Source organism: Dermacoccus sp. 147Ba, from assembly GCF_004151355.1.
GTDB lineage: Bacteria > Actinomycetota > Actinomycetes > Actinomycetales > Dermatophilaceae > Dermacoccus > Dermacoccus abyssi.
In genome coordinates this window covers 86,532-100,165 of sequence record NZ_SEHL01000009.1, presented here as the reverse complement: position 1 = coordinate 100,165, position 13,634 = coordinate 86,532, and the positions used below count along the sequence as shown (strand labels likewise).

Here is a 13,634-nt window from a genome sequence, read left to right as displayed (position 1 = left end):
TCGCACTCGCTCAGTTGCCGGCCTTGGGCGCCGTGCGCTCGGCGGCGGCCCGCGTGGCGGCAGCCTGCGCGGCATCGGCGCCGTCGGCGTCACGAACGGTGGGCGTCATCGGAATGCGCGCGCCACGCTCGTCGGCGACCTCGACGGCGCGGGAGTACCCGGCGTCGACGTGGCGGAAGACGCCCATGGCGGGGTCGTTCGTCAGCAGCGCGGTGAGCTTCGCGGCCGCGAGGTCGGTGCCGTCCGCGACGCCGACCTGGCCGGCGTGGATCGAGCGGCCGATACCTACGCCGCCGCCGTGGTGCAGCGACACCCACGTGGCGCCCGAACTCGTGGCGGTGAGGGCGTTGAGCAGCGGCCAGTCGGCGATGGCGTCGGAGCCGTCGAGCATGCCCTCGGTCTCGCGGTACGGCGAGGCGACGGAGCCGGAGTCGAGGTGGTCGCGGCCGATGACGATGGGTGCGGAGACCTTGCCCTCGGCGACGAGTCGGTTGAACAGCTGCCCGGCCTTGTGACGGTCGCCGTAGCCGAGCCAACAGATGCGCGCGGGCAGGCCCTCGAACTCGACGAGCTCACCGGCGGCGTCGAGCCAGCGGTGCAGGTGCTCGTTCTCGGGGAACAGTTCCTTGAGCGCGGCGTCGGTGACGGCGATGTCCTGCGGGTCGCCTGAGAGCGCCGCCCAGCGGAACGGGCCGAGGCCCTCGCAGAAGAGCGGGCGGATGTAGGCGGGCACGAAGCCCGGGAACTCGAAGGCGCGCGTGTAACCAGCGGTGCGGGCCTCGTCGCGGATGGAGTTGCCGTAGTCGAAGACCTCGGCGCCCTCGTCCTGGAACTCGACCATGGCCTGCACGTGGGCCGCCATCGACTCGCGTGACTTCTTCGTGAAGCCCACCGGGTCGCCCTCGGCCTCGCGCTGCCACTCCTCGACGGCGACCTCGGACGGCAGGTAGCTCAGCGGGTCGTGCGCCGATGTCTGGTCGGTGACGACGTCGATCGTGATGTCGCCTGCGCGGTGGCGCGCGAGCATCTGCGGGAAGACGTCGGCGGCGTTTCCGACGATGCCGATGGAGACGCCGCGCTTCTCGGCCTTCGCGGCGTTGGCGCGGGCGATGGCGTCGTCGAGGTCGTCGGCGATCTCGGTGAGGTAGCGCTTGGCGACGCGGCGCTCGAGGCGCGTGCGGTCGACGTCGGCGATGAGGCACACGCCGTCGTTGAGCGTGACGGCGAGGGGCTGCGCCCCGCCCATGCCGCCGCAGCCGCCCGTCAGCGTGATGGTGCCGGCGAGCGTCCCACCGAACCGCTTGCGGGCGACGGCGGCGAACGTCTCGTAGGTGCCCTGGAGGATGCCCTGCGTCGCGATGTAGATCCACGAACCGGCCGTCATCTGGCCGTACATCATGAGGCCCTCGGCCTCGAGGCGGCGGAACTCGGGCCACGTGGCCCAGTCCGGCACGAGGTGGGAGTTGGCGATGAGCACGCGCGGCGCCCACTCGTTCGTCGTCACGACACCGACGGGCTTACCCGACTGCACGAGGAGCGTCTCGTTCGGCTCGAGGTCCTTGAGCGTCTCGACGATGGCGTCGAACGCCTCCCAGGAGCGGGCTGCGCGGCCGGTGCCGCCGTAGACGACGAGGTCGTCGGGGCGCTCGGCGACCTCGGGGTCGAGGTTGTTCATGAGCATGCGCAGCGGGGCTTCGGTCTGCCAGCACTTCGCGTTGAGTTCGGTTCCGCGCGGTGCGCGGACGGGGCGGGCGCCCTCCATGGCGGTCTCCTTCGGTTCGTGCTGGGGGTCAGTTGAAGTCGCCGGCTGCGCGCGTGGCGGCGGCGAGGACGTCGCCGTCGGCGACACGGGCGACGACGGATTCGATCTCGGGCGACAGGTAGCGGTCGGGGCCGGGGCGGCCCGCGCCGTCGAGCGTTTCGATGACGGCGGCGCCGACCGGGCCCGGCGTGAGCGGGGCGCGCATCTGGATGCCGCGCGTGGCGGTGAGCAGTTCGATGGCGAGCACGCGCGTCAGGCCGTCGACGGAGCGGCGCAGCTTACGCGCACCGGCCCAGCCCATGGAGACGTGGTCTTCCTGCATGGCGCTGCTGGGGATCGAGTCGGCGCTGGCCGGGTTCGCGAGGCGCTTGAGTTCGCTGACGATGCCCGCCGCCGTGTACTGGGCGATCATGAGGCCCGAGTCGGTGCCGGGGTCGTCGGCGAGGAACGGCGGGAGGCCGTTGTTGCGGGCGCGGTCGAGGAAGCGATCGGTGCGGCGTTCGCTCATCGAGGCGACGTCGGCGATGACGATGGCGAGGAAGTCGAGCGCGTACGCGACGGGGGCGCCGTGGAAGTTGCCGTTCGACTCCACGCGGCCGTCGAGCGTGACGACGGGGTTGTCGACGGCGGCGGCGAGCTCGCGCTCGGCGACGGTGGTGACGTAATCGAGGGTGTCGCGGGCGGCGCCGATGACCTGCGGCGAGCAGCGCAGCGAGTACGCGTCCTGCACGCGGGTGCAGGCGTGCGGGTCACGGTGCGAATCGCGGATGCCGCTGGCGTCGAGCACCTTGCGCAGGTTGGCGGCCGACTTGGCCTGGCCCGGGTGGGGACGCAGCTTCTGCAGGTCGTCGGCGAACACGTCGTCGGTGCCAAGCAGGCCCTCGACCGAGAGGCCCGAGGCGATGTCGGCTGTTGACAGGAGCATCCGCAGGTCGGCGATGGCGAGGCACAGGGTGCCGAGCATGCCGTCGGTGCCGTTGATGAGGGCCAGGCCCTCCTTCTCCTGCAGGACGACCGGCTTGATGCCCGCGGCCTTGAGCGCGTCGGCGGCGTGGACGACGTCGCCGCCGGCGGTGGCCACCTCACCGTCGCCCGTGAGCGCGAGCGCGCAGTGCGCGAGCGGCGCGAGGTCGCCGGAGCAGCCGAGGGAGCCGTACTCGCGCACGAGCGGCGTGATGCCGGCGTTGAGCATCGCGATGTACGCGTCGAGGGTTTCGGGGCGGATGCCGGTGCGGCCGGTGGCGAGGGTGGAGATGCGCAGCAGCATGAGGGCGCGCACGATCTCGCGCTCGACGGGTTCGCCGGAGCCCGCGGCGTGGGAGGCGACGAGGCTGCGCTGGAGCTTCTGCCGCTTCTCGGGCGGGATGCTCGTGTTCGCGAGCGCGCCGAAGCCCGTCGAGATGCCGTAGTGCGGGATGGTGTCGCTCGCGAGGGCGTCGATGATAGCGCGGGATTTCGCGACTTCGGCGACGGAGTCGGCGCTCAGCTCGATGGTGGCGCCGTGGCGGGCGACGGCGACGACGTCGTCGATCGTGAGTGGGCCGACGCCGACGGTGACGCTGCCGGTGGGCTGTGCTGCAGAAGTCATGCGCCCATTGCATCGTGCGAGCCCGGGCGCGGCGTGACACGGGCGACGCGAACTGTCCCAGGATTGAGACAGTTGCCCTCGAATGGCTACCGTTGGTGCGTGAGTTCTGCCCCCGCCGCCGCCCAGGTCATCGCCCTGTTGCAGCTGCTCGCGGGGCGACCGTCGCCGCAGCCTGCCGCGACGTTGGCGCGCGAGTTGGGGCTTCCACGGTCGACGACGTACCGGCTGCTCGGGGTGCTCAAGGACGCGGGGTTCGTCACGCACTCGGAGGAGACGCGGCGCTGGGGGCTGGGCATCGCGGCGTACGAGTTGGGCTCGGCCTACTCGCGGCAGCAGCCGTTGCAGCGCATGGCCCGCGCGGTGATGACGCGCCTGGCGGAGAGCACGGGGCAGGCAGCGCACCTCGGGGTGCTGCACGGCTCGGACGTGCTGTACGTCATCGAGGAGCGGCCGCTCGGGATTTCACCGCTCGTGACGGACGTCGGCGTGCGCCTGCCTGCGAACGTGACGGCGAGCGGGATGGCGATGCTCGCGCACCTGCCGGCCGCGCAGGTGCGGGCGCTGTTCCCCTCCGGCGCGGAGCTCGTGCAGCGCAACTCCGGGGCGGATCAGCCGGAGACGGTGGCGGGCCTGCGTTCGGAGCTCGCGCAGGTGCGTCAGCGCGGGTACGCGCGGGAGGTCGGGCGCGTGACGCCGGGCTTCCAGACGGTGGCAGCGGCAGCCCTCGACCTCAACGGCCTGCCTGCCGCGAGCCTCGCCGTCACGTGGCCTCAGGACGCGGGCGACCGCGAGACCGAGTACGCCACAGCGGTCAAGGATGCCGCTAGAGAACTGACGTCTCGTCTGGCTCGATAAGCCAACGGGGTCTCGGCATTGGCGGCTGTGCCCGCTGACCCGCACCTTCGGGTGGCACATGCCACGACCCATTGGCGTGGTCACGACGGCCTGTGATGATCGAACGTGGGCGCCGATGAGGTCGGTGACTGCCGCTGACCACTGCGCCCCCGCCGTCACCCGATGGTCTTGGGCTGGGCCGCCCGGCCCCGTCCTGACACCCCGCCCGCTCTCACAGCATCGGAGATGCAACCATGAACGACCGACCGATCGCTCTCGTCGTGGGAGCCTCCCGCGGCTTGGGACTGCTCGTCGCCGCCGACCTCGCGAAGCGCGGGCACCAGGTCGTGCTCGCTGCCCGCTCTCAGGAAACGCTCGACGCGGCGGCCCGCTGGATCACCCGCTAAGGGGTACCAGAAACGTTCGTCCACACGGCCGTGATGGACGCCTCCGATGCGCGCAGTGTTGCCGACGCGGTCGAAGACGTCGAGACCACCGTCGGCCCGGTCGACGTGGCAATCCATGTGGCAGGCATCATCGAGGTGGGCCCGGCCGAGAACACGACGCGTGGGCACATGGAACACGCGATGAACATCATGGCGTGGGGGCCCGTCAACCTCGCGGACGCCGTGGTCGCGCGTATGCGCGAGCGGCAACGCGGCCGCTTCGCAGTCGTCACCTCGATCGGCGGCATGCTGAGCGCGCCACACCTGCTGGCCTACTCGACGGCCAAGTTCGCCGCGGTCGGTTTCACGGAGGGCTTGGCGGCCTCGCTCGCCGGCAGCGGCGTCACGGCCAGCGTCGTCGCGCCGGGTCTGATGCGCACCGGTTCGCACGCCGCCGCCGAGTTCTACGGTGACCGTCAGCGCGAGTACGCCTGGTTCGCGCCCGCCGCATCGCTGCCCCTCGTGAGCATGGATGCCCAACGCGCCGCGCAGGCCATCGTCGGCGGGGTCCTCGCCGGCAAGCCCTACGTCATCCTCACCCCCGCGGCAAAGGTGGGCGCGCGCGTCCATGGCCTCGCGCCGGGGCTGACGACCCGCCTCCTCGGCGTCGTCAACCGGTTGCTTCCCGGCCCGGTGGACGGGGCCACGAAGCCGATACCGGGTGCCGAACTCGCGCCGTCCGCCGGGCGACTCGTCAAGGTGCTGACCTCACTCGGCGACCGATCCCGCCGGCGCAACCTGGAGCCGTGAAGCGGCCACCCCACCGGAGGTAGTGACACCCGACGGCGCCTCGTTAGCGTTGCAAGAGAGCAACGTAACGCCCCGACGGAGGTTCGCACCCGCCGAGACAGCGATAGAAAGGTTCAACATGTCCGAGATCACGCAAGAACAGGTCGTCGAGATCATGCGCGGTGAGCGCTTCGTCATGATGACCTCTATCGCCGACGACGGAACGCTGCTCAGCCACCCGATGACCCCGAAGCAGGTCACCGATGACGCCGACGTCTGGTTCTTCATCGGTCTTCAGGGCGAGCAGGCCCAGGCGCTGCGCACCCAGCCGGAGGTCAACCTCGCCTTCGCCGAAACCGGCTCCTGGCTCTCCGTCGCTGGTCGCGTCGAGTTCGTCGAGGACCGACAGAAGATCGACGAGCTGTGGGACGACGGGGTCTCCGCTTGGTTCGACGGTGGCAAGGAAGACCCGAACCTTGGTCTCATCCGATTCGAGAGCGACTCCGCGCAGTTCTGGGGGCAGCCCGGCGGCAAGGTCTCAGCGCTCGCGAGCATCATGAAGGCCCGCGTCACCGGTGAGCGCCCGTCCGCCATCAGCGCGACGACCGAGATGTAGATCCCGAACGAGCACGCGTCAGAGCTATCGCTCGACGAATGCTCGGGTGTCGGCCGGGTGCGCGTGGCCCCCGGCCGACGGCTCGTTCGAACCGAGCACTCCGACGCTGACGGCACTTGCCGTCACACCTCGAACCGCGAAAGGTGCTATGAGACATCCGCCCAGCTTTCGCATCACACGGAGTTCGGCCCACGCTCGGTCGGCCGTGTGGGACGCACTGTGGGATCTCGAGATTCACTCACGCGTGATCCCGTTCACCACCGTGACCCTCGTGCCCACCGAAGTCGGACACGAGAGCGGCCTGCGAGAAGGGTCACGGTTCGACGCCCGCACGCATCTCGGGCCCCTGACGATCGACGACGTCATGCGCGTCGACCGCTGGGATCCGCCGGCGGAGGCTCGAATCGTGAAGGTCGGGCGAGTGTTCGGTGGCACAATCACCGTGCGCCTGAGTGACGTCGATGGCGGGAGCCGTCTCGACTGGCATCAGACGTACAGCGTTCACGGGCTGCCCGACATCGTCGCGTGGTTGGCGGTGCCTCTCGTTCGTGCCGGATACGTGAGAACTCTGAGCCGCATCATCGGATCTCAGGAACCGGCTGGGTGAGCGTGGCCTGCGCGGCCGCTACCGGCATCGCTCAGACTATCTCCCACTCGGCGACGGGGCCGGGAATCAGCGTGAACATCGGATGCGGCCGCGGCGCGCTCGCGGCCAAGTGCGCGCGGAACCACGGCGGGTCTCGCTGCTCGACCTTTCGGCACAGATGGGCCCACTCGTAATCGAGTTGCCCTTGCGCGAGCGTCAGCGATACGGAGGGCTCGAGGGGCCTCAAAAGCTTGTCCGAACGAAACGTGTAGCCACGTCGATCCGCTTCCTCAGCGAGTCGCCAAAGATACGACGTGATGGCGCGGATCGGGTCGTCGGTGGCACGAAACCTCAGCAGCTGCGGGTGGTTCCTGTACCCCGTGGTCTCTCCGGCGAGAACCTTCTGCGCGAGCAGCCCCTCACGCCATCCCGCCACGAGAGCGCGTCTGTCCAGCTGGGCAGGGTGAAGGCTCCATATGCGCATACCCTGAATTTACCGACACTCCTAAGCCGTCGACATTCGGCTCCGAAGGGAAAATCGTGAACTCTACTGCCCGACATCGCTTCGACGGGTACATCCTGGGCGTCGGCACACCGTGTAGTCGCCGATTCGTCGTGGGGTGCTGGCAGCGCTCCCCGTTCGGCGCGTTCGCCGACATCATGGTGGCCCACCCGGACGGCGCGCGAACTCATCGCTCCCAACGAAGAAGTCGGAGCGTACGTCTGCGAGACGTACCAGTTCGATCAGGTCACGTTGTCGGACGTTCACGTCGCGCGCAACTCTTCGAAGTGGGTCATCGCCACCGATCGGTCGAGGCTTAGCGCTACGTTCGGTCGTCGCAGGCTCTTGGGCTACCCCTTGCGCCTGGTCCGTGGACCGCTCATCCACCCTGTGACGGCACGATTGTCGAACCCGCTGGCTCGTCGCCTCGTGGAGGGGGTTCAGAAGCACGGGTCCGCAGGCCACGGGGCGCACGAGTATTACGTCGCCGAGGACCTTCGCCGCGTGGCGACGCTGAGCGGCTCGTGGGAAGGAGAGCCGATCGGCGTCCTGGCCCCCGTGACCCCGGCCCCGCAGTTCGGGTTCAGCTCCACACCGCAGATTCCCTCTGACGCGTGTCACCTCGTTCATTGACCGGCCTGGCGCGTGATCTGAACGAGGCGGAAACGCCGCGGCCCCGCAGAACCTCAGAGGTTCTGCGGGGCCCGGCGTTGTGCGACGTTCAGCAGCAGCGGCTGCGCGGGTTGGTGTCCTGCGCGTCCGTGCGTTCGCGCCAGTACTCCTTCTTCGTCATCGGAGCCTCACCGGGGTGAGTGCGCTCGTGATGCGCGAGGTAGCGCTCGTAGTGGTTGTCGCCCATGACGGACGCCCAGTACCAGCGCACCGCACCGAACGCACGGCGGAGGCCGTCTGGCTGTTCCTGCTCCAGGCGGCACTCCGTCGTCGTGCGATCAGGCATGGACACGCCCACCGGCCGTCGTCGTGCGATCAGGCATGGACACGCCCACCGGCCGTCGTCCTGACGCCGGTCGACCACACCGCGGCATCGCGCGCGGTGAGCCTCGTCAGTCGCGCTCGCGCACCACGTCGCCGGGGTGGATGAGGTAGGCGCCACCACGAACGGGCGGTTGGAGGTCTGCCCAGGGTCCGAGCATCCGCGGAGCGTCCTTGCCGAGGTTGTAGAGCATCGCCATGACCCGGCGGTGACGCACCACGGTGCCTTCTCCGTCGACGATCCACCGCTCCAGCTCCCGTTCGTCGGCACGCATAGTCGGGGCGAACACCGGCGCATGGTCGGTGTCGAACACGTCGTCCGACGGACGTCTCAGATCACACCCCTCGACGCGCAGACACCAGGACTCGATGGCCACGATCCGCCCGTCGACCGCCGTTGCTCGGCACCGGTCACCCTGCGGCAAGAAGGCGACGAGCGAGCCGGCGCACGGCACGGCGAACGCGCACGTCAGTGCGGCCAGGGCGGCGCGCCCCCACGGTCCGAACTCCGCCCACCCGCCGAACAGACCCCACGCGCACAACACGGTGAAGATCCCCCACGTGAGCGCCGTTCCGACGAGTCGCGGGTACGGGCTCCGCTCCTTGCCCAGCATCTGTCTCACACCTGAATCCCTCTCATGCCTCGGCGCCCCACACTTGGTGACGGCTGGGGTAGATGGTGACGTTCAGCCGTCACCATCTACCCCAACCGTCACCAATTCATGGAGCCAGCCCGCGGGCTCACACGCTCAGCAGCACCTGCTGCGCGGGTTGCGGTCCTGGGCGTCGGTGCGCATCCGCCAGTACTCGCTCTTCGTCAGCGGCGTCTGGCCCGGGTGGGTGCGTTCGTGATGCGCGAGGTAGCGCTCGTAGTGGTTGTCGCCCATGACCGAGGCCCAGTACCAACGGAATCCGTCCCAGGCGCGGCGAATGCCGCCCGGCTCCTTCGCCGGACGGCACTCACCCGTCGCCTGCTCAGGCATGGACCCGCCCGCCTGCGGGAGCGCCCTCGGGGTCGAGCCCGGCCTCCCGCCACTGTGCGAGCACGGCCTTCTCGTCGTCCGTGGCCGAGAAACCGGCCGGGGCGAAGATCTTCGAAGGCACCTTCTCGTCGGTGACGCCGTCGTCGGCTTCGCCCGCACGAACCGCCTTGATCGCGGCGATGACACCGGCGATGACGACGATGAGAACGAGACCCGCGAACAGGATCGACAGCGACTGCTGGATGAACGTGTTGCGGATGACCGCGTCGATCGCCTCCGGCGTCTTGGCCGTCTTGAAGCTCGTCAGGCCCTTCTCCTTGGCGTCGACGAACGCCTTGTGCTGCGCCCAGTAGCCGAGCTTCGGGTCGGAGGAGAAGATCTTCTGGTAGCTGGCCGTCATCGTGACGATGACGTCCCACGCGAGCGGAACGCCCGGAATCCAGGCCCACTTCACGTGGCCGCTCTTGACGACGACGACGACCACGACCGTCAGCGCCACCGCGGCGAGCAGCTGGTTGGCGATACCGAACAGCGGGAACAGCGTGTTGATGCCGCCCAGCGGGTCGGTGACACCCATGAGGAGGATGGAGCCCCAGCCAGCGACGACGAGGAACGTCGTGATCCAGGCGCCGACCTTCCAGGACGTCTCACGGAAGCGCTTGAGGCCCGGGACGTTGCTGAGCGTGTCGGAGAGCATGAAGCGCGCGACGCGGGTACCGGCGTCGACCGTCGTCAGGATGAACAGCGCCTCGAACATGATCGCGAAGTGGTACCAGAACTGCTTCATCGAAGCGCCGGGGATGACCTGCGAGAACACGTTCGACATACCGAAGGCGAACGTCGGTGCGCCACCCGTGCGGGAGACGACCGACTCCTCGCCGACGTCCTTCGCGGCCTGCGCGATCTCGGTGGCCGACGTCGGGTCGCCGCCGAGGCCGAGCGAGTTCACCCACGCGGCAGCCTTCTCGGGCGTACCGCCGGTGACGCCGGCGGGCGAGTTCATGACGAAGTACAGGTGGTGGTCGATGATGGCGGCCGCGATGAGCGCCATGATCGCGACGAACGACTCCACGAGCATCGAGCCGTAGCCGATGAGGCGAGCCTGGCTCTCCTTCTGCAGCAGCTTCGGCGTCGTGCCCGAGGATATGAGAGCGTGGAAGCCGGAGAGCGCACCACAGGCGATCGTGATGAACAGGAACGGGAACAGCGAACCGGCGAAGACCGGGCCGTTGCCCTCCTTGCCGAACGAGGTGATGGCTGGGATGTCGATGGCCGGTCGGGCGATGACGATGCCGAGCGCGAGCAGCACGATCGTGCCGACCTTCATGAAGGTCGACAGGTAGTCACGCGGAGCGAGCAGCAGCCACACCGGAAGGACGGCGGCGGCGAAACCGTAGATGATGATGGCCCACGCGAGCGCCGTCGGCGACAGCGTGAACATGTCCTTGCCCCAGTCGGTGCCGGCAACCCAGCCACCGGCGACGATGGCGAGGAGCAGCAGGACGACGCCGATGCCCGAGACCTCGGAGACGGCACCCGGGCGCACGAAGCGCAGGTAGCACCCCATGAAGAGAGCGATCGGGATCGTCATCGCGAGCGAGAAGACACCCCAGGGCGACTCGGCGAGCGCGTTGACGACGACGAGGCCGAGCACGGCGATCAGGATGATCATGATCGTCATGACGGCGAACATGGCCGCCCAACCGCCGACCGGGCCGAGCGTGTCACGGGCCATCTGGCCGAGGCTGCGACCGCCGCGGCGCGTGGAGATGGCGAGCACCATGTAGTCCTGCACGGCGCCCGCGAAGATCACACCGAAGATGATCCAAAGCGTGCCCGGCAGGTAACCCATCTGCGCGGCGAGCACGGGGCCGACGAGCGGGCCGGCGCCGGCGATGGCGGCGAAGTGGTGACCGAACAGCACGCGCCGGTCGGTGGGCAGGAAATCCTGGCCGTTCTCGAACTGCTCGGCCGGGGTGGCGAGATCGTCGCGCGGACGGATGACCTTGTACTGGATGAGGCGGCTGTACAGCATGTAGCCGATGACGTAGCTGCCGACGGCAGCCATGACGAACCAGATCGAGTTGACGTGCTCGCCGCGGACGAACGCAACCATCGTCCAACCGATGGCGGCGATGACGGCCGCGACGGCGATGACGATCTTCTGACGTCCCGTGATCTGGCGGGGTAGGTCGACCGCGACCGGGGGCGTGTTCCCGTCGCGCTCGGGGGTTTTGGTGCTCGACGCGGGCACGAAGACCTCCCTTTTCGTGTGAGTGTGAGCAGGGACACGTTATGCCGTGTCGGGTAGGTCACAGGGTTTTGACACCGCGAGTGGAGGTCACACCTTCATCACGAATTTGGACGAGCGTCACGCAGTGGGGCCGGTGGGGCGCGGCCCGTCGCCGAACCAGTAGCGACGGCTGTCTTCACGAACGTCCTCGAGCTGCCCGCCGCAGGCCTCGATGACGGCGCGCGAGGCGCCGTTCGTCTGCGCGCAGCAGACGAGCACGGGGGCGATGTCGAGCGCGGCGGCTTCGGCGAGCCCGAGCTTCAGAGCCTCCTTCGCGATGCCGCGTCCGCGAGCGGCCGGCCGCACGGAGTAGCCGATGTGGCCGCCGAGTTCGTAGAGGAACTCGTTGAGCGCGTGACGCAGGGCGAGGTGACCGACGAGGGCGCCGTCGTCGACGATCCAGAAGTAGGAGCAGTGGACGAGGCCGGTGTGCGGCGGCCACATCGTGTTGCCCTGGCGGGCGCAGTCTTCGACGTAGGCGGCAAAGCCGTCGGAGGTGATGTCGACGTCGGTGCCCGCGAAGAAGCCCGAGCCGTCCATGCCGCCCGCGCACACCCAGTGGTCGCCGCGCGAGTCGGTGGTGGCGTCGCGAAACTCGCGCAGCATGGCCGACCAGTCGTCGTAGCGCGCGGCGTCGGGGGCGATGAGTTCGATCATGTCGGTCATCTCATCACCCCCGACGGTGGAGCGTCGATCAGTTTTCGTTGCGCTTACTGAGCGCGCAGGCCGTCGACGCCGCGGGGCTCGTCGCCGCGCACGGTGACGCGGTGCATGACGCGGGTGTTCGTGTAGTCGCGGTTGGCGTAGTGGGAGGTGGCGCGGTTGTCCCAGAGGCCGACGTCGCCGGGCGCCCAGCGGTGACGGATCGTGTGCTCGGGCTGCGTGAGGTGGGCGTAGAGGGCGTCGAGGATGGCACGCGATTCGGCTTCGGAGACGTCGCTGACGTGGGACGTGAAGCCGGGGTTGACGAAGAGGCCGCGGCGGCCGGTCTCGGGGTGGACGCGGACGACGGGGTGCTCGACGGCGGGCAGTTCGGTGACGATCTCGCCCTCCCACTCGTGGCCGCCGTTCTTCTTGAGGAAGGCGCCCCACTCGCGGTTGCCGTCGTGGACGGCGAGCAGCTGGTCGGCGAGCGCCTTGAAGGGTGCGGAGAGGGAGTCGTAGGCGGCCTGGCTGTCGGCCCAGGACGTGTCGCCGCCGTAGGGCGGGAGCGTCACGGCGCGGAGGATGCTGATGGCCGGCGGCCGCTTCATGAACGTGACGTCGGTGTGCCAGACATCGGAGAAGGAGAACTCGGGGTCGCTCGAATCGATGTTGTAGATCTCGCTGCGCTCGTGGTTGCCGGCGACAGGGTGGCCGGGCGTCAGGTCGCCGAGGAGGTTGCCGAGGCGCACCTGGGCGTCGTCGTCGAAGCCGTGCTGATCGCGGAAAAAGAGCACCTTGTGGGCGAGCAGGGCGCGGCGGATGTCGAAGGCCGCGATCTCGTCGATGGACGCCAGGTCGATGCCGTGGATGACGGCGCCCAGGGCCGGGCCGAGGCGCTCGATGCGCAGGCCGGGCGTCGTGGCGGGAGCGTGGGTGGCGAGAAGTGTCATGACAGCCTCTTTGGTTCGATGCGCTTGCGCAGACGCCGGGCGGCGTTGCGCCAGGTCGTTACTCGGGGCACCCCACCGCAGTGGAGGGTTGCCGTCCGGCCAGCCGAGACTTGTCGCCGGAACTCGTGACCCACTCATAACTTAAGCGCAGGCTTCGCAGAACGAACAGTTATTGGTTGGTGAGTGTCCGCATCGCGGGATCTAACGGAAGGTCGTGCTGTTGTCGCGGGCAACCTGGACACCCGCAGTCGATCGCCTTCCGATCGTCGCTCACTAGGGAGCTCCGACGAGGGGCCCCTACCGGCGACGACTCCCACTTCAACGCTTCGATCCTGGCGCACCCCCGCCAACGATCCGAACGGCCGCCTTTGGCACTCCGTACCCGCGGCCGGGCAGAACCGCTCGCTTCGCTTTCGATGGCCTTCCATGGCCAGCCAAGCGCAAGCACTCCCTGCACCGCGACATCCGTGAAAGCGCGGCAACCGCGCTCACAATGGCCACACCGCAACGAACCTTGCCTGGCTCACAGCCCCTATCCGCGAGGTGTGCCTCCTTCTCGCCCGGCATCTCTAGCCAAAGGCGAGGGCCGGAGACCTTCCAGGCCTGGCCCATCACACGGTTCCATCCGCAATGACACCCCTAAAGCCCCGAGCTGTTCGAGTGCAGGAGTGCCCGTCAAACTTTTCACCTGCCAGAGCGCAACTGAC

General features: G+C 68.9%; 12 protein-coding genes, 1 pseudogene and 1 riboswitch. Of the genes and pseudogenes, 4 read left to right on the top strand and 9 right to left on the bottom strand.

What is annotated here, in order from left to right; translation table 11 throughout:
• Positions 1-10: 10 nt before the first annotated feature.
• Together hutU and hutH are read right to left on the bottom strand one after the other, a co-directional pair.
• Positions 11-1,762, bottom strand: coding sequence for a urocanate hydratase (gene hutU / locus EVU97_RS12240; RefSeq protein ID WP_129666175.1), 1,752 nt, complete (start codon positions 1,760-1,762; stop codon positions 11-13).
• A gap of 28 nt (positions 1,763-1,790) precedes the next feature.
• Complete coding sequence (hutH, locus tag EVU97_RS12235) at positions 1,791-3,350, bottom strand: histidine ammonia-lyase (protein WP_129666173.1); 1,560 nt, start codon at positions 3,348-3,350, stop codon at positions 1,791-1,793.
• A gap of 99 nt (positions 3,351-3,449) precedes the next feature.
• Here hutH and EVU97_RS12230 point away from each other — a divergent pair, with 99 nt between their 5' ends.
• The 4 genes and pseudogenes from EVU97_RS12230 (at position 3,450) to EVU97_RS15140 (ending at position 6,582) form a co-directional block, all read left to right on the top strand.
• A complete protein-coding gene (locus tag EVU97_RS12230) occupies positions 3,450-4,205 on the top strand; it encodes an IclR family transcriptional regulator (RefSeq protein WP_129666171.1) in 756 nt (251 codons plus the stop codon).
• Between the two features lie 233 nt (positions 4,206-4,438).
• Positions 4,439-5,380 (top strand): annotated as a pseudogene (locus tag EVU97_RS12225) (SDR family NAD(P)-dependent oxidoreductase).
• Positions 5,381-5,498: 118 nt separating this feature from the next.
• On the top strand, positions 5,499-5,975 hold the full coding sequence (locus EVU97_RS12220; protein ID WP_129666169.1) for a pyridoxamine 5'-phosphate oxidase family protein: 477 nt from the start codon (positions 5,499-5,501) through the stop codon (positions 5,973-5,975).
• 271 nt (positions 5,976-6,246) lie between these two features.
• Positions 6,247-6,582, top strand: a complete 336-nt coding sequence (locus tag EVU97_RS15140; protein WP_187036339.1) for a hypothetical protein — start codon at positions 6,247-6,249, stop codon at positions 6,580-6,582.
• 31 nt (positions 6,583-6,613) lie between these two features.
• On the opposite strand, the gene EVU97_RS12210 is transcribed toward EVU97_RS15140, so the two are convergent.
• The 7 genes from EVU97_RS12210 to EVU97_RS12180 form a co-directional block, all read right to left on the bottom strand.
• Positions 6,614-7,045: a pyrimidine dimer DNA glycosylase/endonuclease V gene (locus EVU97_RS12210; protein WP_047310698.1), complete on the bottom strand. Its 432-nt coding sequence runs from the start codon at positions 7,043-7,045 to the stop codon at positions 6,614-6,616.
• Between the two features lie 739 nt (positions 7,046-7,784).
• A complete protein-coding gene (locus EVU97_RS12205) occupies positions 7,785-8,021 on the bottom strand; it encodes a YbdD/YjiX family protein (RefSeq protein ID WP_129666167.1) in 237 nt (78 codons plus the stop codon).
• A gap of 106 nt (positions 8,022-8,127) precedes the next feature.
• Positions 8,128-8,679 carry a hypothetical protein gene (locus EVU97_RS12200; RefSeq protein ID WP_129666165.1) on the bottom strand — a complete coding sequence of 184 codons (552 nt, stop codon included), beginning with the start codon at positions 8,677-8,679 and terminating at the stop codon, positions 8,128-8,130.
• Between the two features lie 126 nt (positions 8,680-8,805).
• Positions 8,806-9,039: a YbdD/YjiX family protein gene (locus EVU97_RS12195; RefSeq protein WP_129666163.1), complete on the bottom strand. Its 234-nt coding sequence runs from the start codon at positions 9,037-9,039 to the stop codon at positions 8,806-8,808.
• Complete coding sequence (locus EVU97_RS12190; protein WP_205744907.1) at positions 9,032-11,293, bottom strand: carbon starvation CstA family protein; 2,262 nt, start codon at positions 11,291-11,293, stop codon at positions 9,032-9,034. The genes EVU97_RS12195 and EVU97_RS12190 overlap by 8 nt, the downstream gene beginning before the upstream one ends.
• 117 nt (positions 11,294-11,410) lie before the next feature.
• Complete coding sequence (locus EVU97_RS12185) at positions 11,411-11,998, bottom strand: GNAT family N-acetyltransferase (RefSeq protein ID WP_240730224.1); 588 nt, start codon at positions 11,996-11,998, stop codon at positions 11,411-11,413.
• A 44-nt stretch (positions 11,999-12,042) separates the two neighbouring features.
• Positions 12,043-12,927, bottom strand: coding sequence for a TauD/TfdA family dioxygenase (locus EVU97_RS12180; protein WP_129666161.1), 885 nt, complete (start codon positions 12,925-12,927; stop codon positions 12,043-12,045).
• Between the two features lie 15 nt (positions 12,928-12,942).
• Positions 12,943-13,058: riboswitch (SAM riboswitch) on the bottom strand.
• Positions 13,059-13,634: the final 576 nt, after the last annotated feature.

Excerpts from the sequence above, each read along its gene's own strand:
- hutU (WP_129666175.1), bottom strand. The coding sequence starts at position 1,762 with ATGGAGGGCGCCCGCCCCGTCCGCGCACCGCGCGGAACCGAACTCAAC.
- hutH (WP_129666173.1), bottom strand. The coding sequence starts at position 3,350 with ATGACTTCTGCAGCACAGCCCACCGGCAGCGTCACCGTCGGCGTCGGC.
- EVU97_RS12220 (WP_129666169.1), top strand. The coding sequence starts at position 5,499 with ATGTCCGAGATCACGCAAGAACAGGTCGTCGAGATCATGCGCGGTGAG.
- EVU97_RS12210 (WP_047310698.1), bottom strand. The coding sequence starts at position 7,045 with ATGCGCATATGGAGCCTTCACCCTGCCCAGCTGGACAGACGCGCTCTC.
- EVU97_RS12205 (WP_129666167.1), bottom strand. The coding sequence starts at position 8,021 with ATGCCTGATCGCACGACGACGGAGTGCCGCCTGGAGCAGGAACAGCCA.
- EVU97_RS12195 (WP_129666163.1), bottom strand. The coding sequence starts at position 9,039 with ATGCCTGAGCAGGCGACGGGTGAGTGCCGTCCGGCGAAGGAGCCGGGC.
- EVU97_RS12185 (WP_240730224.1), bottom strand. The coding sequence starts at position 11,998 with ATGACCGACATGATCGAACTCATCGCCCCCGACGCCGCGCGCTACGAC.
- EVU97_RS12180 (WP_129666161.1), bottom strand. The coding sequence starts at position 12,927 with ATGACACTTCTCGCCACCCACGCTCCCGCCACGACGCCCGGCCTGCGC.